The sequence below is a fragment of the Streptomyces sp. WAC05292 genome (assembly GCF_003949955.1).
In the GTDB taxonomy this organism is placed as follows: domain Bacteria; phylum Actinomycetota; class Actinomycetes; order Streptomycetales; family Streptomycetaceae; genus Streptomyces; species Streptomyces globosus.
The window spans coordinates 1-18,324 of the sequence record NZ_RPSE01000093.1 but is presented as its reverse complement, the minus strand read 5'-3'; the positions used below and the strand labels follow the sequence as shown (position 1 = coordinate 18,324).

General features: G+C 74.2%; 19 protein-coding genes. 12 read left to right on the top strand and 7 right to left on the bottom strand.

What is annotated here, in order from left to right:
- Nucleotides 1–308 (bottom strand): DUF5134 domain-containing protein (locus EF903_RS13415; RefSeq protein ID WP_125543449.1); only part of this gene is annotated, 308 nt, incomplete at its 3' end.
- A 152-nt stretch (nucleotides 309–460) separates the two neighbouring features.
- On the opposite strand from EF903_RS13415, the gene EF903_RS13410 reads away from it, so the two are divergent.
- On the top strand, nucleotides 461–1,000 hold the full coding sequence (locus EF903_RS13410; RefSeq protein ID WP_125543448.1) for a GNAT family N-acetyltransferase: 540 nt from the start codon (nucleotides 461–463) through the stop codon (nucleotides 998–1,000).
- Nucleotides 1,001–1,024: 24 nt separating this feature from the next.
- On the opposite strand, the gene EF903_RS13405 is transcribed toward EF903_RS13410, so the two are convergent.
- Nucleotides 1,025–1,717, bottom strand: coding sequence for a glycerophosphodiester phosphodiesterase family protein (locus tag EF903_RS13405; protein ID WP_125543447.1), 693 nt, complete (start codon nucleotides 1,715–1,717; stop codon nucleotides 1,025–1,027).
- Between the two features lie 381 nt (nucleotides 1,718–2,098).
- Here EF903_RS13405 and EF903_RS13400 point away from each other — a divergent pair, with 381 nt between their 5' ends.
- From EF903_RS13400 to EF903_RS13385, 4 genes are all read left to right on the top strand, one after another.
- A complete protein-coding gene (locus tag EF903_RS13400; protein ID WP_125543446.1) occupies nucleotides 2,099–3,505 on the top strand; it encodes a DUF6421 family protein in 1,407 nt (468 codons plus the stop codon).
- Between the two features lie 26 nt (nucleotides 3,506–3,531).
- Nucleotides 3,532–4,308 (top strand): SDR family NAD(P)-dependent oxidoreductase, encoded by a 777-nt coding sequence (locus EF903_RS13395; protein ID WP_125543445.1) that lies wholly within the window; start codon nucleotides 3,532–3,534, stop codon nucleotides 4,306–4,308.
- Nucleotides 4,305–5,366: a low specificity L-threonine aldolase gene (locus EF903_RS13390; protein WP_125543444.1), complete on the top strand. Its 1,062-nt coding sequence runs from the start codon at nucleotides 4,305–4,307 to the stop codon at nucleotides 5,364–5,366. Before EF903_RS13395 ends, EF903_RS13390 begins: the two co-directional genes overlap by 4 nt.
- A gap of 87 nt (nucleotides 5,367–5,453) precedes the next feature.
- Nucleotides 5,454–6,053 carry a transglutaminase family protein gene (locus tag EF903_RS13385; RefSeq protein WP_125543443.1) on the top strand — a complete coding sequence of 200 codons (600 nt, stop codon included), beginning with the start codon at nucleotides 5,454–5,456 and terminating at the stop codon, nucleotides 6,051–6,053.
- On the opposite strand, the gene EF903_RS13380 is transcribed toward EF903_RS13385, so the two are convergent.
- Entirely contained in the window at nucleotides 5,989–7,239 is a 1,251-nt protein-coding gene (locus tag EF903_RS13380) for an MFS transporter (RefSeq protein WP_260615177.1), read from the bottom strand. The two genes, EF903_RS13385 and EF903_RS13380, sit on opposite strands and share 65 nt — an antisense overlap.
- 80 nt (nucleotides 7,240–7,319) lie before the next feature.
- Here EF903_RS13380 and EF903_RS13375 point away from each other — a divergent pair, with 80 nt between their 5' ends.
- Entirely contained in the window at nucleotides 7,320–7,889 is a 570-nt protein-coding gene (locus EF903_RS13375) for a CGNR zinc finger domain-containing protein (RefSeq protein ID WP_125543442.1), read from the top strand.
- Nucleotides 7,890–8,042: 153 nt separating this feature from the next.
- On the opposite strand, the gene EF903_RS13370 is transcribed toward EF903_RS13375, so the two are convergent.
- Complete coding sequence (locus tag EF903_RS13370) at nucleotides 8,043–8,765, bottom strand: 1-acyl-sn-glycerol-3-phosphate acyltransferase (RefSeq protein WP_125543441.1); 723 nt, start codon at nucleotides 8,763–8,765, stop codon at nucleotides 8,043–8,045.
- 274 nt (nucleotides 8,766–9,039) lie between these two features.
- Between EF903_RS13370 and EF903_RS13365 the strand changes: the two genes are divergently transcribed.
- From EF903_RS13365 to EF903_RS13345, 5 genes are all read left to right on the top strand, one after another.
- Nucleotides 9,040–9,399, top strand: coding sequence for a thioredoxin family protein (locus EF903_RS13365; RefSeq protein WP_125543450.1), 360 nt, complete (start codon nucleotides 9,040–9,042; stop codon nucleotides 9,397–9,399).
- 255 nt (nucleotides 9,400–9,654) lie between these two features.
- Nucleotides 9,655–10,251 carry a flavin reductase family protein gene (locus EF903_RS13360; RefSeq protein ID WP_125543440.1) on the top strand — a complete coding sequence of 199 codons (597 nt, stop codon included), beginning with the start codon at nucleotides 9,655–9,657 and terminating at the stop codon, nucleotides 10,249–10,251.
- A gap of 204 nt (nucleotides 10,252–10,455) precedes the next feature.
- Complete coding sequence (locus EF903_RS13355) at nucleotides 10,456–11,241, top strand: electron transfer flavoprotein subunit beta/FixA family protein (protein ID WP_125543439.1); 786 nt, start codon at nucleotides 10,456–10,458, stop codon at nucleotides 11,239–11,241.
- A 60-nt stretch (nucleotides 11,242–11,301) separates the two neighbouring features.
- The gene (locus tag EF903_RS13350; RefSeq protein ID WP_125543438.1) at nucleotides 11,302–12,264 is read left to right on the top strand and encodes an electron transfer flavoprotein subunit alpha/FixB family protein; all 963 of its coding nucleotides are present in this window, start codon (nucleotides 11,302–11,304) and stop codon (nucleotides 12,262–12,264) included.
- 157 nt (nucleotides 12,265–12,421) lie between these two features.
- Nucleotides 12,422–13,726 (top strand): DUF6986 family protein, encoded by a 1,305-nt coding sequence (locus tag EF903_RS13345; protein WP_399420761.1) that lies wholly within the window; start codon nucleotides 12,422–12,424, stop codon nucleotides 13,724–13,726.
- Between the two features lie 519 nt (nucleotides 13,727–14,245).
- On the opposite strand, the gene EF903_RS36100 is transcribed toward EF903_RS13345, so the two are convergent.
- Nucleotides 14,246–14,503, bottom strand: coding sequence for a hypothetical protein (locus EF903_RS36100; protein ID WP_125543436.1), 258 nt, complete (start codon nucleotides 14,501–14,503; stop codon nucleotides 14,246–14,248).
- Nucleotides 14,504–14,642: 139 nt separating this feature from the next.
- On the opposite strand from EF903_RS36100, the gene EF903_RS13335 reads away from it, so the two are divergent.
- Complete coding sequence (locus tag EF903_RS13335; RefSeq protein ID WP_260615174.1) at nucleotides 14,643–15,680, top strand: NUDIX hydrolase; 1,038 nt, start codon at nucleotides 14,643–14,645, stop codon at nucleotides 15,678–15,680.
- Between the two features lie 185 nt (nucleotides 15,681–15,865).
- Here the strand turns inward: EF903_RS13335 and EF903_RS13330 are convergent, their stop codons facing one another.
- Nucleotides 15,866–16,570 carry an MBL fold metallo-hydrolase gene (locus EF903_RS13330; protein WP_125543434.1) on the bottom strand — a complete coding sequence of 235 codons (705 nt, stop codon included), beginning with the start codon at nucleotides 16,568–16,570 and terminating at the stop codon, nucleotides 15,866–15,868.
- Between the two features lie 156 nt (nucleotides 16,571–16,726).
- The gene (locus tag EF903_RS13325; protein WP_125543433.1) at nucleotides 16,727–18,091 is read right to left on the bottom strand and encodes a dipeptidase; all 1,365 of its coding nucleotides are present in this window, start codon (nucleotides 18,089–18,091) and stop codon (nucleotides 16,727–16,729) included.
- Between the last annotated feature and the right edge of the window lie 233 nt (nucleotides 18,092–18,324).

The window sequence follows — 18,324 nt, the reverse complement described above, 5'->3', positions numbered from 1 at the left end:
ATGTACGCCATGGCCAGCGACCCGACCAGGTGGTGCGTGTGGTGCAGCCCCCGCCGCAGCAGCCAGACGGCGTGCAGCGCGGCCCCGCAGCACAGGACCGGCAGGATCCGCGCCCCCCACGGAGCGGTCCCCGGCGGGAGGGCCATCACCGCCATCCCCAGCGCCATCACCGCCTCACCCGCGGCCGGGCCGCGCTCCGGCCGCCCGGCCGTACACGCCCGGTGCAGGCAGCAGGCTCCGCTCACGGCGCACACCAGCACGGTCAGCCAGGCGGGGAGCACGGCGGCGAAGGAGGGCCAAGAGGACATCGCTGGACCGTGCACGGCTGGGCCCCCCGGTTCTCGTCGGCGTCAGGGGAAGAGATGCCCCGGCCGGACGGCCCCCACGCCGCGCCCGGTTAGGCTGTCCTCGCCCCACCGGCATACCGCATGCCGCTGAGCACGCAGAACGGAGCCCGCCGATGCCGACCGCCCACCCCGCCGAACTGGAGTTCCGCCACGCCGTCGAGGCCGACGTGCCTGAGCTCGTGGCCCTCGTCGAGTCGGCCTACCGGGGCGAGGCGAGCCGCGCGGGGTGGACCACCGAGGCGGACCTCCTGGACGGGCAGCGCACCGACCCGGAGGGGGTCCGCGCCGTCATCGGCACCCCCGGCAGCGTCCTCCTCGCCGTGGAGCGCGACGGCGAGCTCGTCGCCTGCTGCCAGCTCGAACACCGCGGCGACCACGCCTACTTCGGGATGTTCGCGGTCCGGCCCGGCCTCCAGGGGGGCGGCCTCGGCAAGGAGGTCCTCGCCGAGGCGGAGCGCCGGTGCCGCGAGATGTGGGCGGCCAAGGAGATGCGGATGACGGTGGTCAGCGTCCGGGAGGAGCTCATCGCCTACTACGAGCGCCGCGGCTACCGGCGCACCGGCGAGCTGAGCCCCTTCCCGTACGGCGACGAGCGCTTCGGCGTCCCGCTCCGCGAGGACCTCGCCTTCGAACTGCTGGTCAAGCCGCTGTAAGGCCGCGCCGGCCCGCGGTCGGGCTCAGGCCGTGAACCGGCCCGTGCTGCGGATCTCCGGGAAGTCGGTGGCCGCGCCGTCCAGTTCCAGCGCCCGCGCCAGCCGCAGGTGGTCCAGGGAGTTGACCGTCCAGCCGGTGACCCGAAGCCCGGCCCGGTGCGCCGCCTCCACCGTCTCCAGTGTGAGCCGCCGCAGGTTCAGGGCCAGCGTGCGCGCCCCCGCGGCGAGCGCCCGGTCGACGACGTCGTCCGCCTCGTCGCCGCCGAGGTCCGAGTACAGGGCGGTCCTGCCGCCCGGGACGAGCCGGGCGGTCTCGGCGAGTACCGCGTCGTGGAAGGACGCCACCTCCACGCGCCCGGCCAGGTCCCGCTCCACCACCAGCCGCGCCAGCGCCGCGGCGGCCGGCAGGTCCCGTACCGACACCTGCAGCGGCGCCCGCACCGCCTCCAGGACCTCCTCGAAGAGCGGGATCCGCTCGCCCTGGCCGGCGTCCAGGCCGCGCAGCTCGGCGGCGGTCAGGTCGGCGACGGCACCCGTGCCGTCGGTGGTGCGCTCCACCCCGGGGTCGTGCAGGGCGACGAGGATGCCGTCCTTGCTCAGCTGGAGGTCCAGGGCGATGACGTCCATGCCGCAGCGCTCCGCGCGGACGAACGACCGCAGGGTGTTCTCCGGCTCGACGCCCATGACCCCGCGGTGACCGATGGTGAGGAAAGTCAAGGTTCTCTCGCTTCCGTCGACGGCGGCTGCCCGCGCGGTCGCGGCGTCCCAGGTCCGGCGCGCGCGGTGAGGACGCATGCTAGTGCGCCGCGCACGCGATGAGACCGCCCGTGCACGCACCGCTACGACGGCGGGGGCCGGTTCCCGCCAGGGTCGGCCGCTCCCGCACCGCGCCGGACCGCCCTGCCGCGTCACTCGCGGGTGGGCGCGCCACCGCGGCCTTGACGAACTGACGATGCGTCTGCTCCGGCGGTCGGAGGCGGGAAGAATTGCGGCCGCGACTGGGGGTGCGCCGAATAATTTCCTGGCTCCCCTCTTGAGCGGGACACCCTCCCGTGCATACCCTGGGTTTACGTGAGGTTCTCCTGTGGAGGAAGTGACATGACGGAAACTCTTGTGCCGGGTTCTGGCGGTGCGGTGATAACCGCCGGTGCGCGGGTGGTCGACCACCCGGCGTGGCCCGAGCTCAAGGCCGCCGTGGAGGAGATCCGCCCCTGGCAGGCCAAGGACGGCTCCATCGACTTCGACGCCGCCGACGCCCCGGCCAAGGCCGACGTCGAAGCCGCCGTCGAGCGTGTGGCCCGCGCCGTCGAGACGCTGTCGCCGCTGATGCCGTACGCCGCCGAGTACCACCGGGCGCTCGTCGCGGACCTGCGCAAGTGGGTCTCCGAGGGCTTCGGCGTGCCGGACTTCCTGGACTCGCTGCTCGCCTTCCAGCCGGCCGCGGAGCGCGTCGAGGGCCGCCAGCACCTGGTCGTGTTCCCGATGTACACGCAGAACGGCAACCCCGACCGGAACTTCGAGGCCGTCGTCCTGAAGATGGTGTGGCCCGAGTGGCTCTCCGAGCTGGAGCGGACCCGGTACGACAACCCGCTCTTCCTCGGCATCACCTTCGAGGACTTCACCCCGGGCTACGACACCCACTCCGCGGTGCTCTTCCCGGAGACCATCGCCGTCCGCGAGGCCCCCGAGCGCTTCAGCTGGGGCGGCATCTTCTGCGACCGCGAGGCCGCCCGCTACCGCAAGGTGACCGAGGCCGCCGTCGACATCCTGGGCATCGAGCTGCCCGAGGACATCGCCCGCATGGTCGAGGACCAGGAGCGCTGCGAGAAGGCCTTCGTCCTGTGGGACATGGTGCACGACCGCACCCACAGCCACGGCGACCTGCCGTTCGACCCCTTCATGATCAAGCAGCGCCAGCCGTTCTGGATGTACGGCCTGGAGGAGCTGCGCTGCGACCTCACCGCCTTCAAGGAGGCCGTGAAGCTGGAGTCCGAGGGCAACGAGCACGGCCGCGACGTCCAGTACGCCGTCCTCTTCGACCGGATGTTCCGCTTCCCGGTCTCCGGCGACCGCAACCGCAACTACGACGGCCTCGGCGGCCAGCTGCTCTTCGCCTACCTCCACAAGCACGACGTCGTGCGCTGGACGGACAACAAGCTGAAGATCGACTGGATGCGCGCCCCGCAGGTCACCAACCAGCTGTGCGCCGAGATCGAGGAGCTGTACCGGGCCGGCATCGACCGCCCGAAGCTCGTCCACTGGTTCAAGGCCTACGAGCTGGTCTCCACCTACCTCGCCCCGCACCCGGGCTCCAAGTGGGCCAAGGGCCCCGACGCCCTCGACCTCACGCAGCCGCCGCGCAAGCTCGTGGACGACGTGCTTCCGGACGAGTTTCCGCTCAGCATGTTCTACGAGGCCCTCGCGAAGAAGCTCAAGGGTGTGATCGCCTCCACCAAGGGCATCACCGCCCCGACCGCGGACGCCGCCGAGCAGGCCGCCGCGTGAGCACCCGCCCCCAGGAGGCTGCACAGATGAACACCGGAAACGCCGCGGACGCCGGGACCGCCGAGGCCCCGCTGAAGGGTGCCGTCGTCGCGGTCGCCGGAGCCGGCGGCCCCGCCGGCCGGGCCGCCCTGATGCGCCTCGCCGAAGCCGGCGCCGTCGTCGTCGCGTCCGACGCCGACGCGGCGCGCCTGGCCGAGGCCGTGGACGCGGCCCGGTACGCCCACGGCGGCGCCACCGTCACCGGCGACACCGTGGACCTGCTCGACCTGGAGGCCACCAAGGCGTGGGCCGACCGCACCGAGAAGGAGTTCGGCCGCGTCGACGGCCTCGTCCACCTCGTCGGCGGCTGGCGCGGCAGCACCTCCTTCACCGAGACGGACCTCGCGGACTGGGACTTCCTGGAGAAGCTCCTGATCCGCACCGTCCAGCACACGTCGATGGCCTTCCACGACGCCCTGCTCCGCAGTGACCGCGGGCGCTACGTCCTGGTCAGCCAGTCGGGCGCGCACAAGCCGGTCGCCAACAACGCCGCCTACAACGCGGGCAAGGCCGCCGCGGAGGCCTGGACCCTCGCCATGGCCGACTCCTTCCGCAAGGCGGGGGGCGAGGACGGCCCCGGAGCCGCGGCTGCGATCCTGGTGATCAAGGCACTGGTGCACGACGCGATGCGCGCCGAGCGCCCCAATGCGAAGTTCGCGGGCTTCACCGACGTCAAGGACCTGGCCGAGGCCATCGCCGGCGTCTGGGAGAAGTCCGCCATCGATGTGAACGGACAGCGTCTGTGGCTCACACCGCAACCGTGAAGACCGACGCCCGCCGCCGGCACGACCCGGCGGTGCGCGGTTTCGCGAGCGACAACTACGCGGGGGTCCATCCGGAGATCCTGGAGGCCCTCGCCCTCGCCAACGGCGGCCACCAGGTCGCATACGGAGAGGACGAGTACACCGAGAACCTCCAGCGGATCATGCGCAGCCACTTCGGCCCGTACGCGGAGGCCTTCCCGGTCTTCAACGGCACCGGCGCGAACGTCACGGCCCTCCAGGCCATGACCGACCGCTGGGGTGCGGTGATCTGCGCCAAGACCGCCCACATCAACGTGGACGAGGGCGGCGCCCCGGAGCGGATGGCCGGCCTGAAGCTGCTGGCCGTCCCCACTCCGGACGGCAAGCTCACCCCCGAGCTCATCGACCAGGAGGCCTGGGGCTTCGAGGACGAGCACCGTGCGATGCCGCAGGTCGTCTCGATCACCCAGAACACCGAGCTGGGCACCGTCTACACCGTGGACGAGGTCCGGGCCATCTGCGAGCACGCGCACGCGCTCGGCATGAAGGTGCACCTCGACGGCGCCCGCATAGCCAACGCCGCCGCGTCCCTGGACGTGCCGATGCGCACGTTCACCAACGCGGCGGGCGTCGACGTGCTCTCGTACGGCGGCACGAAGAACGGGATGATGTTCGGCGAGGCCGTCGTCGTGGTCAACCCGGACGCGGTGCGCCAGATGAAGCACATCCGCAAGATGTCGATGCAGCTCGCGTCGAAGATGCGGTTCGTCTCCGTCCAGCTGGAGGCGCTGCTCGCCAAGGACCTGTGGCTGCGCAACGCCCGCCAGGCCAACGGGATGGCGCAGCGGCTGGCCGCCGGCGTCCGCGAGACGGACGGGGTGGAGATCCTCTACCCGGTCCAGGCGAACGCGGTCTTCGCGAAGCTGCCGCACGAGGTGTCGCGCAGGCTCCAGCAGCGCTACCGCTTCTACTTCTGGGACGAGGCCGCCGGCCACGTCCGCTGGATGTGCGGCTTCGACACCACCGAGGAGGACGTCGACGGCTTCCTCCAGGCGCTGAAGGAAGAGCTGGCCCGCTGATCCGGCCGCACACGGCTGCGTGAATGAATATACCCCCGACCGCAATTCCATTGAATTGGGGTCGGGGGTATGCCTATGCTCCGCCCCATGCAGCTGATCCCGCTGAGCCCGGACGAGCGCGCGTACACATCGGTGAGCGAAGCCATCGACCACGACCATCCGTACGTCCGGGAGCTGGCCGGCAGCCTCTGGTCCGCCCACGGTGACGCATACTCATACGCCAAGGCGGCCTTCGAGTTCGTCCGGGACAGCGTCCCGCACTCCGCCGACTCCGGCGACCTGCGGGTCTCCTGGCGCGCCTCCGAGGTCCTCGCCACCCGCAACGGCATCTGCCATGCCAAGTCGCACGCCCTCGCCGCCCTGCTGCGGGCCCGGGGCATCCCGGCCGGGCTGTGCTACCAGCGGCTGACCGAGGACGACGGCACCGGTCCCCTCGTCCACGGCCTCATCGCCCTCCGCCTCCCCGGCTCACGCGGCTGGGCCCGCCAGGATCCGCGCGGCAACAGGCCCGGCGTGGACGCCCAGTTCCGGCTCGGCGCGGAACGGCTGGCCTTCCCCGTCCGCCCCGGGCTCGGCGAGACCGACTACCCCGGCCTGTACGCCGACCCCCACCCGGCCGTCCTCACGGCCCTCCGCGGCTCCGCCGACCGCCGCGAACTGTGGCGGAACCTGCCCCGGGCCCTGTAGCGGGCTCCGCCGCGCCGCGCGCGGCCGCGGGGACGCGCGGCGCCGCCAGCGCGTGGAGCGGCGCCGACGCCAGGACCAGGACCGCGACCCCGAGCAGCAGCCACTGAGGTGGCGCCTGCGCCGCGAACCCGACCAGCGCCGCGCCCAGGGAGGCGGCCGTCAGCTTCAGGCCCGCGCCGAGGGTGAAGACCTGGGCCCGGACGTCCTCGGGGGCGTGCTCCGCACGGATCCGCAGCGTCGCCGTCAGCAGCGGCCCGTCACACACGCCGGCGGCGGCGAACAGTGCCGCACCCACCGCGAGGGAGGGGGAGAAGGCGGCCGCCGCCAGCGCTCCGCCCGTCCCCGCCATGGCCCACCGCGCGAGCCGTCCGGACTCCACACCCGTGATCCGGCCCAGTGTCAGCGAGCCCGCGAGGGCCCCGACGGCGAACGCCGTCATCAGCACGCCGCCCGCGCCCGGGCTGCCGAGCCGGCCCGCCAAGAGGACCGAGCAGGTCGTGAGCGAGCCCAGGCCCACGAAGGCGAGGGTCGTCGCCGAGGTGATCGCCCTCAGCTCCCGGATCCGCCACAGCGCGGCCGGACCCGCCCCCAGGAGGGCCGGGCGCCCCGCGGCGGCGGCGGTGGCCGGCGCGGCCCCGTAGGGGAGGCTCGCGGCGAGCGCCGCGGCCAGGGCCGCGGCCAGGGCGAGTACGGCCAGGGCTCGCTCCGCCGAGCCCGCCGCGGCGGCCAGGCCGACGGCTGCCGGGGCGCTGACGGCCGCCGCGTTGTAGGTGACGGCGTCCCACGCGTAGGCGCGGTCGCGCCCCGCCCCGGCCGGGACCAGCCCCGCGACCAGGCTGGACAGGCCCCCCGTCACCATCGGCCCGCAGGCGCCCCCGAGCACCGCGACGGCGAGCACCGCCGCCGCCGGCGCCCGCCCCAGCAGGACGGCGAGAGCCGCCACGGCGGCGCCGAAGCCGGCCAGGGCCCCCGCGTGCAGCAGCCTCGGCCGCCTGGTCCGGCCCGCCGCCGCTCCGGCGAGCGGTGCGGCCAGCACGTGCGGCGCCAGCCAGGCGGTCAGCACGAACGCCCCGTACGCCGCGCTGCCCGTGCGCTCCAGGGCCAGCAGCACCACCGCAAGGCCCATGCCCTCCGAGGCGAAGCGCGCCGCCACCGCAGCCGCGAGGTACCGTCCGAACCCGTCCATCCCCCGCCCCCCGACGATGTGTAACGTGTTGTTGGAGAAAGACGTTACGTCATGCGTGTGTACGGCGAAAGGATCCGCACATGGCCGCATCCGCGCAGGGGTTCTCGGCGGCCCGGAGGCTGCTCGACCTCACCGAAGCCGTGCGCGCGGACCCCGGGCTGCCGCGCGCGGCACTCGCCGCCCTCCTCGCCCGCCACGGCGAGCGCCCCTGCGATCTGGAGCCCGGGGTGTTCACGGAGGCGGACGCGGCCGAGCTGCGCGCCGCGGCGGCGCGGATGGCGCAGGTCTTCGCGGAGCAGGACGAGGACCGCGCGGCAGCGGCCCTCAACACGCTGCTCGAACAGCACGGCACGAGGCCGCGGCTCACCCGGCACGACGGACATCCCTGGCACCTGCACGCCGACCGGGGGGAGGATGCGGGCTGGGGCGGCTGGTTCCTGGCCTCCGGGGCGCTGGCCCTGGCCCAACTGCTCACGGAGCACGGGCGGATCGCATGGGGCGCCTGCGCCGCGTCCGGTTGCGGCCGGCTCTTCCTCGGTACCGGTACCGGCAGTGCGCGCCGCCACTGCTCGGCCGCGTGCGCCACGCGCGAACGGGTCGCCGCCCACCGCCGCCGGCGGCGCGGAGCCCACCCGGACATCCAGGGGTGAGCGCGTTCGGGGACCCGGCCGAGATGCCCGTACGCGGCAGCCGCGGCCGCCGTCGGGACGGGCAGGCGGGAACTCCGCCCGGACGGCCGACGGGCGGGCGGCTCGCCGCCTCGCGCCCGCCGGCGGCGTTTCACCCGTCCCGGTGGCGGAAGGTCAGCCCGCTTCCTTGACCTGGGCCGGGGTCGGCGCCGTGCCGCCCAGGTGTGCGGGCAGCCACCAGGAGTCCGAGGAGTCCTTCGGGGCGGCCGGGTAGGCGCGCTGCGCCGAGTCCAGCAGCTCCTGCACGCGCTCCCGCACCCGCCGGGTGATCGCGCCCGCGTAGTGGTCGCCCGGGGCCTCGATCGGCTCGCCGACCCGCAGCGTCACCGGGATGTGGCTGCGCTTCAGGTCCCGCGGGCGGCCCTTGGTCCACAGCCGCTGGGTGCCCCACAGCGCCACCGGGATCAGCGGCACCCCGGCCTCCTGCGCCATGCGGGCGGCACCCGACTTGAAGCTCTTGAGCGTGAAGGACTGCGAGATCGTGGCCTCCGGGAACACGCCGATGATCTCGCCGGAGCGCAGCGACTCCAGGGCGTGCCGGTAGGCCGCCTCGCCTTGCTTGCGGTCCACCGGGATGTGCTTCATCGCGCGCATCAGCGGGCCCGACACCTTGTGCCGGAACACCGACTCCTTCGCCATGAAGCGCACCAGGCGCTTTTGCGGGCGGGCCGTCAGCCCGGCGAAGACGAAGTCCAGGTAGCCGATGTGGTTGGACACCAGGACCGCACCGCCCTGCCGCGGGATGTGCTCGGTGCCCTTCATGTCGATCCGGATGTCGAGGGCGCGGAACAGCGCGTGCGCCGCACCGATCACCGGGGGGTAGACGAGCTCAGCCATGCTGGGGAGACCCCGCTTTCTGCCTGGGGAAATGCTCCCGGCCGGAAGTTACGGCAGCGTAGGTACGCGGCCATGGGGATGGTGCCGCATCCGCGGGCGCGAGGCCAGTCCGGACGGCCTTCCCCGGCGAGATTCTCGTCACGCGGGGAATGCACCCGGGCCCGGATGCGCTCGTACGGGCGGACGGACGTACTGCAATGATGCGGGACGGGATGCCCGCCGCCGACGGCGGGCGCCCGCAGGGGACGGGGACGGCACGGTGACGGGAGCGGCAGTGCAGGCGGAAGGGCGCGGGCCCGCCGCGGACGGCGGGCGGCCGGGGGCCGCGGGCCCGCTCGGCGCGGCCGAACTCGGCGCGGAGCCCGGCGAGCGGGCCAGCCTGGTCCAGTTCTCCAGCGCCTTCTGCCAGCCCTGCCGGGCCACCCGCCGGATCCTCGCCGAGGTCGCCGCGATGGTCGACGGCGTCGCCCACATCGAGGTCGACGCGGAGCGCAACCTCGGGCTGGTCCGCGCCCTCGGCATCGAGAAGACCCCCACGGTGCTGGTCCTGGACGCCGCCGGGCGGATCGTCCGCCGCGCGGCCGGCATGCCGCGCAAGGCCGACGTGATCGCCGCCCTGGGCGAGGCGGTGTGAGCCCGGCGCAGGTGCACGCCCCCGTACACGGCGTGACGCGCCTCGCATCCGGCCGCCCCGACTTGACTGTGTACACGGCAGATCGCCAGGCTGGCCGCATGCGGTACGAACTCCTGCTTCACGGGCGGGTCCACGTGGACCTCGTCCGGCACGCGAGCGCGCGCTGTCGGGCGTACTGAACGACCCCGGCACCCGACACGATCCCGCGCGCCCGCGCCGGCCGCCTCCGCGGCAGAGCAGAAGAAAGGCCTCCTCATGACGGGCCCAACGACCCGGACCGCAGCGCAGTTCCCGTACCCCGCCGCACCCCCGGCCCCGGACCGGCCCGCCGCGCCCCGCGCCGCGGCGGAGCCCGCGCCGTCCGCGGCCGCCCTGCCCGGCTCGCCCGAGCTGCTGCGCTCGGTCTTCCGGCGGCACGCCGCCGGCGTCGCCGTGATCACCGCCCAGGACGGCGGCCGCCCGGTCGGCTTCACCGCGACCTCCCTGAACTCCGTCTCCGCCGACCCCCCGCTGCTGTCGTTCACCATCGGCACCGGCTCCTCCAGCTGGCCCGGCATCCGCGACAGCGAGCACCTCGGGGTGCACATACTCGGCGAGCACCAGCAGCAGCTGGCCGGCCTGTTCGCCCGCAGCGGAGCGGACCGCTTCGGGCCCGGCACCGGCTGGGCGCCCGGCCCGCACGGCGTGCCCCTGCTGGAGGGGGTGCTGGCGTGGCTGGTGTGCCGGGTGGTGGCCCGCGTGCCCGCGGGCGCGCACCGGGTGGTCATCGCCGAGGCCGTGTCCGGGGACCCGCGGGGCGAGGGCCGGCCCCTGCTCTACCACCAGGGGCGCTTCAACGCGCTGCGTGACTGAATCGTCCCTGCTGGGGACGGTTGGGGTGGCGTTGGACAGATCACAGTTCGACGGCCTTGCCTCAGGGGAAGACCCACGGTGTACTGACGAGTAACATTCCGTTCGGAGCGGGGGCCGCCCCGACCGGGATCCGCCCTCGAAAGGCGCCTATGCTGCCTGCACAAGGCGGTATCAGAAACAAGACGATGCGGTAGGAGAGCCGGCGTGAGCCTGAGGATCGTTGTCTGTGTGAAGTACGTGCCCGACGCCACCGGTGACCGGCACTTCGCCGATGACCTGACGGTCGACCGCGAGGACGTCGACGGTCTGCTGTCGGAGCTCGACGAGTACGCGGTCGAGCAGGCGCTCCAGATCGCGGAAGAGGCCGACGACGCCGAGATCACCGTCCTGACGGTCGGCCCCGAGGACGCCAAGGACGCCCTGCGCAAGGCGCTGTCCATGGGCGCCGACAAGGCGATCCACGTCGAGGACGACGACCTGCACGGCACCGACGTGATGGGCACCTCGCTGGTGCTGGCCAAGGCCGTCGAGAAGGCCGGGTACGACCTGGTCATCACCGGCATGGCCTCCACGGACGGCACCATGGGCGTCCTCCCGGCGATCCTGGCCGAGCGCCTGGGCGTCCCGCAGGTCACCCTGCTCTCCGAGGTCAAGGTGGAGGACGGCACCGTCACGGGCCGCCGCGACGGCGACTCCGCGAGCGAGCAGCTGGAGGCCTCCCTCCCCGCCGTCGTCTCCGTGACGGACCAGTCGGGCGAGGCCCGCTACCCGTCCTTCAAGGGCATCATGGCCGCCAAGAAGAAGCCGGTCGAGTCCTGGGACCTGTCCGACCTCGAGATCGAGGCGGACGAGGTCGGCCTCGAGGGTGCCTGGACCGCGGTGGACTCCGCCGCGCAGCGTCCGGCCCGCACGGCCGGCACGATCGTCAAGGACGAGGGCGAGGGCGGCAAGCAGCTGGCCGAGTTCCTGGCCGGCCAGAAGTTCATCTGAGCTTCAGCCGACACCCTCCGCATCGCCCCCTGACTACTTCGCATTCGCAGGAGCATTCCCATGGCTGAAGTCCTCGTCTACGTCGACCACGTGGACGGCGCCGTCCGCAAGCCCACCCTCGAGCTGCTGACCCTGGCCCGCCGTATCGGCGAGCCCGTCGCCGTCGCGCTGGGCGCCGGCGCCGAGAACACCGCCGCCGTGCTCGCCGAGCACGGTGCGGTCAAGGTCCTCACCGCCGACGCCCCCGAGTTCGCCGAGTACCTCGTCGTGCCGAAGGTGGACGCGCTCCAGGCCGCCCACGAGGCCGTTTCCCCCGCCGCCGTGCTCGTCCCGTCCTCCGCCGAGGGCAAGGAGATCGCGGCCCGCCTCGCCGTCCGCATCGGCTCCGGCATCATCACCGACGCCGTCGACCTCGAGGCCGGCGACGAGGGCCCGGTCGCGACGCAGTCCGCGTTCGCGGCGTCCTTCACGACCAAGTCCCGCGTGTCCAAGGGCACCCCGGTCATCACCGTGAAGCCGAACTCGGCCCCGGTCGAGGCCGCCCCGGCCGCCGGCGCCGTCGAGGCCCTGGCCGTCACCTTCGGCGCCCTGGCCACCGGCACCAAGGTCACCTCGCGCACCCCGCGCGAGTCGACGGGCCGCCCGGAGCTGACCGAGGCCGCGATCGTGGTCTCCGGCGGCCGCGGCGTCAACGGCGCCGAGAACTTCTCGATCATCGAGGCGCTCGCCGACTCCCTCGGTGCCGCCGTCGGCGCCTCCCGCGCCGCCGTCGACGCCGGCTGGTACCCGCACACCAACCAGGTCGGCCAGACCGGCAAGTCGGTCTCGCCGCAGCTGTACGTCGCCGCCGGCATCTCCGGCGCGATCCAGCACCGCGCCGGCATGCAGACCTCGAAGACCATCGTCGCCGTCAACAAGGACGCCGAGGCTCCGATCTTCGAGCTGGTGGACTACGGCGTCGTCGGCGACCTCTTCGAGGTCGTCCCGCAGCTGACCGAGGAGATCAAGGCGCGCAAGGGCTGACCTGCGCCCGTCTCCCGTCCGGGGCCGTGTGGTGATCGTCACCGCACGGCCCCGAGTCGTTTCCGGGGGAGGGCGGGGCGACCATTGACGGAGCGGAACCCCATGGCTAAATTCTGCTATGCGGATCTGCGATTCCGTGAAGCGGAAAGAGGAGAGTGTGGGAATGGGTCAGCAGGAGAAGGTGGCGACGAGCCTCGCAGGGGCGGTCAGCGAGGGCATCAGCGCCTCCCTCGCCCCGGTGGACGCGGAGCTCGCCCGCCACTACCCGGGCGACCCCGGCACCCGCCAGCCCGTCCACACCGTCTACGTCCCCGGCGACGTCTTCACCGCCGACACCGTCCGCTCCTGGGGCGACCAGGCCCTCGCCGCCCTCGACGAGCACGCCCCCGACGCCGCGACCTTCGCCGAGGTCCTCGGCATCGGCGCCGACCTCGCCGGCCCCGTCTACGAACGCGTCCGCGCCAAGCTGCAGCGCGAGCCGGTCGAGGACCTGCGCGTCGACTTCGAGGACGGCTTCGGCGTGCGCTCCGACGAGGAGGAGGACCAGGCCGCCGCCCGCGCCGCCCGCCTCGTCTCCCAGGCCTTCTCCAACGGCACCAACGCCCCCTACATGGGCATCCGCATGAAGTGCATGGAGGCCAACGTCCGCGACCGCGGCATCCGCACCGCCGACGTCTTCCTCTCGGGCCTCCTGGAGCACGGCGGGCTCCCGGACGGCCTCGTCCTCACCCTCCCCAAGGTCACCTACGCCGAGCAGGTCTCCGCCTTCGCCGCGCTCCTGGAGGCCTTCGAGACCACCCGCGGGCTGCGCCCGGGCCGCATCGGCTTCGAGATCCAGATCGAGACCAGCCAGTCCATCCTCGCGTCCGACGGCACCGCCACCGTCGCCCGCATGATCGAAGCCGCGAAGGGCCGGGCCACCGGCCTGCACTACGGCACCTTCGACTACAGCGCCTGCGTCGGCGTCTCCGCCGCCTACCAGGCCAGCGACCACCCGGCCGCCGACCACGCCAAGGCCGTCATGCAGGTCGCCGCCGCCGGCACCGGCGTACGCGTCTCCGACGGCTCGACGAACGTCCTGCCCGTCGGCACGACCGAGAAGGTCCACGAGGCGTGGAGGCTGCACTACGGGCTGACCCGACGCGCCCTGGCCCGCGCCTACTACCAGGGCTGGGACATGCACCCGGGCCACCTCCCGACGCGCTACGCCGCCGTTTTCGCCTTCTACCGCGAGGGCCTGGAAGCGGCCGCCGCGCGCCTGAAGGCGTACGTGGCCCGGATCGAGGGCGACGTGATGGACGAGCCCGCCACCGCCAAGGCCCTGGCCGGGTACCTCGTCCGCGGCCTGGACTGCGGCGCCGTCGGAGCGGAGGAGGTCACCGCCCTCACCGGCCTGACCCGGGCGGAGCTCGACGCCTTCGCGATCCCGCGCCGCTCGGCGACCCTGACGGCCACCGCCTGACGGCCACCGCGCCCGCGGGCCCGGCGGGGGTCCGCGGCGGTCAGCCGTGCGGAGGTGTCGAGGTGTCCCGCCCGAGCCGCGCGGGGCGAGCCGGTCGCCGGCTCGGTGCGGGACGGCGGGAGCGCGGCCCCCGGCGAGGCGTTGGAAGCGGCGGTCCGCTGCCCTCCGGCCGAGGGCTGCCGCGTCCCGCGCGCCCATCGTGACGCCCGGCGGCAGCAGGTCCGCGAGGCCGAAGCCGTCGAAGCCGCCCCGCGCCACGGGGCGGGGCCGCCAGGCCAGGACCCGGACGGCCTTGCCGGTCGCCCGGGTGTTGCCCGCGGAGAGCGCCGTCACGGGCTCCGGCCCGGCCCGCGCCGCGGCCGCCGCGGCTTCCGGCGCGGCCGCGCCGGGAGACACCCGGGAGCGGTCCACGGGCAGCCGGGCGGCGCCCCAGACCTCCCGGTAGCCGGCCGGCCGCTCCACGGCGGTGTGGATGCGGGGCCGGTCGCCGACCCACCCGATGCGGATGCCCTGCCGCGATCAGGTGGGGGACGCTCCCGCGCGCGCCCGCCCGGCTGTCCGCCAGGACGACTCCGCACCGGTCCGACCTGCCGGCCGGTCCACGAACACCGTCGCCACGCCTGCCCCGATCTCCGGCTCCAGGCAGCGGTGGCCGTCCCCGGCGGGGATCACGAGGAGCCCGCCGACCCGCCCCGCGCACACGGCCGGCGCCCACTCCCGGTCCGGGTCCTCGGTGCCGGAGCCGCTGATGAGCAGCGTCCCGTGCGCGGGGGCCACCTCCTCCACCGCCCGCCCGGCGGGCGGTGCGCGCCGCGGTCCCGAGGGCAAGCCGGCCGGAGCCCGCGGGTTTCCGTGGCAGGGTGGTGCGGGCAGGCCACTGGGGGCTCCGGACGAGCCAAGGGGAAAAGGGGTAGACGTGATTGTCTGGATCAACGGCACATTCGGCGCCGGGAAGACCAGCACGGCCCGCGAACTGACCGGCCTCCTGCCGGGCAGCACCCTGTTCGACCCGGAGCGCGTCGGGGAGGGGCTGCTGGGGCTCCTGCCGCCCGGACGCCGCGCGGAGGTGGCGGACTACCAGGACCTGCCCGGCTGGCGGCGCCTGGTCGTGGAGACCGCGGCGGCGCTCCTCGCCGAGGCGGGCGGTGTGCTCGTCGTCCCGATGACGCTGCTGCGCCAGGAGTACCGGGACGAGATCTTCGGCGGGCTGGCGGCCCGCCGGATCACGGTGCGCCACGTGCTCCTGGCCCCTGAGGAAACGATCCTGCGCCGACGGATCGCCACCCGTGAGGAGCCGGGGGACGCGTCCGTGGTCGACGTCCGGGTGAGGCAGTGGGCGTACGACCACATCCCCGCCTACCAGCAGGCGCTCGGCTGGCTCAAGGACGACGCCCACGTCGTCGACAACGGCGCGCTCAGCGTGCGCGAGACGGCCGAGCTGATCGCCGAGGCCCTCCGCACCGAGGCGGCGGCCGTTTGCGACATCGTCCAGACGCCGGAGCCGACACGGGAGACGGTCGCCTCCGGCGTGCTCCTCTTCGACGACGCGGACCGGGTCCTCCTCGTGGATCCGACGTACAAGGCGGGCTGGGAGTTCCCCGGGGGCGTGGTCGAGCCCGGCGAGGCGCCCGCGTGCGCGGGCGTCCGCGAGGTGGCGGAGGAACTCGGCGTCGAACTCGCCGGGATGCCGGGGCTGCTCGTCGTGGACTGGGAGCCGCCCGCGCCCCCCGCGTACGGCGGCCTGCGGCTGCTGTTCGACGGCGGCCGGCTCGCCGCCGCGGAGGCGGACCGGCTGCGGCTGCCGGGGCCGGAGCTGCGGGCCTGGCGGTTCGTGACGGAGGCGGAGGCGGCGGAACTCCTGCCGCCGGTCCGCTACGAGCGGCTGCGCTGGGCGCTGCGGGCACGCGAGCGCGGCCGCCCGCTGTACCTGGAGGCGGGCCGCCCCACGCCGTAGGGCGCCTCCGCCTCCGCCTCCGGGGCCGGGCCGGGACCAGGACCGGGCCCGGGCCGCAGGCCGCGGCGTCCGGCACGGCGCCTCGCCGCGTTGCCGAAGCCCCCCGGGGGAATCCGCTGCCGCGGCCCTTCTGCGCCTTCGCGAGGCACCCGCCGGACACCGCGGGCCTGCGGCCCCGGGCGGCGTCAGGGCAGGACGGGTTCCGCGGCTGCCGCGGCCAGGAGGGCGGCCGCGGTGTTCGCGGTCAGCGGGTCCCCGTGCCCGAAGCAGGCCACGGCCGGCTCCAGCGCCGCCAGCCGGCGGAAGGAGGCCAGGGCCTGCGCGCCGTCGGTGTTGAAGACGCCGAGCATCACCCGTTGCACCGCGGCGACGCAGTCGCCGGTGAACAGCACCCCGTGCTCCGGGAGGTGGAGGCCGATGCTGCCGGGCGTGTGGCCGGGGGCGTGCACCACGACCGCGCCGCCGCCGAAGGGGAGCACGTCCCCGTCCTCCACCTCCCGGTCCACCCGGGTCGGCGGCGCTTCGGGGACCGTCAGCCCGTGCCGGTACAGCGGTACCTCCCAGGCCGACAGCACCGGCTCCGGGACGGGCCGCTCGCCGCGGATCACCGGCGCGTCGAGGCGGTGCGCCACCACCTGGGCGCCCCGGCGCGCGGCGAGCTCCTCCGCCGCGCCGACGTGGTCGCGGTGGCAGTGGGTCAGGACGATCCGCTCCAGCCGCTCCGGATCGTGCCCGAGGGAGCGCAGGGCCCCTTCGAGGTCCGCGGCGCGGCCGGCGTGGCCGGCGTCCACGAGGGTCAGCGAGCCGTCGGCGTCCTGCCACAGGTACGCCTGGCCGATCGGGAAGCGGAGCATGTGCAGCCGACCGGGAAGTATCTCGACGAGGTCCATGGGCCCGACCGTAGGGCGGCCCGCGCGACGGCCGTAACACCTTTCACCGGCAGCGGAGTTCGCCCGCAGCGCACCCCGCCGAGCCGGCCCCCGCGCGCATGCGGGCCCGGTGCGCCGGCCAGGCGGCACACCGGGCCCGCAGGGGCCGTGGGTGCGTCAGGCGCGCTTGGACGCGGCGTAGTTGACGAGGAAGTGCGCCTCCGCGACCGACAGCCGCTCCAGCTCCTCCGGGGAGACGCTCTCGTTCACCGCGTGGATCTGCGCCTCCGGCTCGCTGAGCCCGATCAGCAGCATCTCCGCGTCCGGGTACAGCGACGTCAGCGTGTTGCACAGCGGAATCGATCCGCCCATGCCGCTGACCTGCATCTCCTGGCCGGGGTAGGCGATCTCCATGGCCGCCGCCATCGACGCGTACGCGGGGCTGGAGGTGTCGGCCTGGAACGGCTGGCCCTGGCCGACGACCTCCACCTCCAGGCGCGCCCCCCACGGGGTGTGCGCCACCAGGTGGGCCTCCAGCAGCTTGATGGCCTCCGCCGTGTCCACGCCCGGCGGGACGCGCAGGCTGATCAGCGCCCCGGCGCTCGCGTGCACCGACGGCGTCGCCCCGAGGACCGGCGGGCAGTCGATGCCGAGGACGGTGACGGCCGGGCGGGCCCACAGCCGGTCGGCGATCGTGCCCTCGCCGATCAGGCCGACGCCGTCCAGGACCTTCGCGTCCGCCCGGAAGTCGGCCTCCGGGTACTGCAGGCCCTCCCACACCGCGTCCGCGGCGAGGCCGTCGACGGTGGTCGAGCCGTCCTCCGCGCGCAGCGAGTCCAGCAGCCGGATCAGGGCGGCCAGCGCGTCGGGGGCGACACCGCCGAACATGCCGGAGTGCAGGTTCCCGCCGAGTGTGTCGATCTTCACCTTCACCAGGCACATGCCGCGCAGGGTCGCCGTCACCGTGGGCAGGCCGAGGCGGAAGTTGCCCGCGTCGCCGATGACGACCGTGTCGGCGGCCAACAGCTCCGGGTGGGCCTCGGCGTACTGCTGGAGGCCGCCGGTGCCCTGCTCCTCCGAACCCTCGACGATCACCTTCACGTTCACGGGGACGCCGCCGTTGGCCTTCAGTGCCCGCAGCGCCAGCAGGTGCATGATGAACCCGCCCTTGCAGTCGGCGGCGCCGCGCCCGTACCAGCGGCCGTCCCGCTCGGTCAGCTCGAAGGCGGGGGAGATCCAGGCGGCGTCGTCCAGCGGCGGCTGCACGTCGTAGTGGGCGTACAGCAGGACGGTGGGGGCGCCCTCCGGGCCGGGCAGGTACCCGTACACGGACTGCGTCCCGTCGGGGGTGTCGAGCAGGGCCACGTCCCGGAAGCCTTCTGCGCGCAGCGCGTCGGCGACCCATGCGGCCGCGCCCTCGCTCTCGCTCCGCGGGAACTGGGCCCAGTCCGCCACCGACCGGAAGGCCACCAGCTCGGTCAGCTCCCGCTTGGCGCGGGGCATCAGCGAGGCGACCGTCGCTGCGATCGGGTTCGGGGTCATGGGCACGCTCCTCTTGGGTGCGACGTTGTTCTGCTTGTACGCCTCCGGCACCCGCTTGGTGGGCGGCTGCCGGGGTAGGCGCAGGTCGTTCCGATCCTCGCACAGCAGGACGGGCGGGAGGCGCGCCGTAGGATTTCCCCGGCATCGGAGCAACGCATGATCAGGAGCAACGGCACATCGTGAGCAGCGACGACGTACAGGACGCAAACGCAGGGCAGGCCGCGGAGGGGGCG

Bases quoted from the DNA above. Each gene is read 5' to 3' on its own strand.
- EF903_RS13380 (WP_260615177.1), bottom strand. From the start codon at position 7,239: ATGGACGGGTTCGGACGGTACCTCGCGGCTGCGGTGGCGGCGCGCTTC.
- EF903_RS13370 (WP_125543441.1), bottom strand. From the start codon at position 8,765: ATGGCTGAGCTCGTCTACCCCCCGGTGATCGGTGCGGCGCACGCGCTG.
- EF903_RS13385 (WP_125543443.1), top strand. From the start codon at position 5,454: ATGCAGCTGATCCCGCTGAGCCCGGACGAGCGCGCGTACACATCGGTG.
- EF903_RS13360 (WP_125543440.1), top strand. From the start codon at position 9,655: ATGACGGGCCCAACGACCCGGACCGCAGCGCAGTTCCCGTACCCCGCC.
- EF903_RS13395 (WP_125543445.1), top strand. From the start codon at position 3,532: ATGAACACCGGAAACGCCGCGGACGCCGGGACCGCCGAGGCCCCGCTG.
- EF903_RS13400 (WP_125543446.1), top strand. From the start codon at position 2,099: ATGACGGAAACTCTTGTGCCGGGTTCTGGCGGTGCGGTGATAACCGCC.
- EF903_RS13375 (WP_125543442.1), top strand. From the start codon at position 7,320: ATGGCCGCATCCGCGCAGGGGTTCTCGGCGGCCCGGAGGCTGCTCGAC.
- EF903_RS13410 (WP_125543448.1), top strand. From the start codon at position 461: ATGCCGACCGCCCACCCCGCCGAACTGGAGTTCCGCCACGCCGTCGAG.
- EF903_RS13325 (WP_125543433.1), bottom strand. From the start codon at position 18,091: ATGACCCCGAACCCGATCGCAGCGACGGTCGCCTCGCTGATGCCCCGC.
- EF903_RS13350 (WP_125543438.1), top strand. From the start codon at position 11,302: ATGGCTGAAGTCCTCGTCTACGTCGACCACGTGGACGGCGCCGTCCGC.
- EF903_RS13330 (WP_125543434.1), bottom strand. From the start codon at position 16,570: ATGGACCTCGTCGAGATACTTCCCGGTCGGCTGCACATGCTCCGCTTC.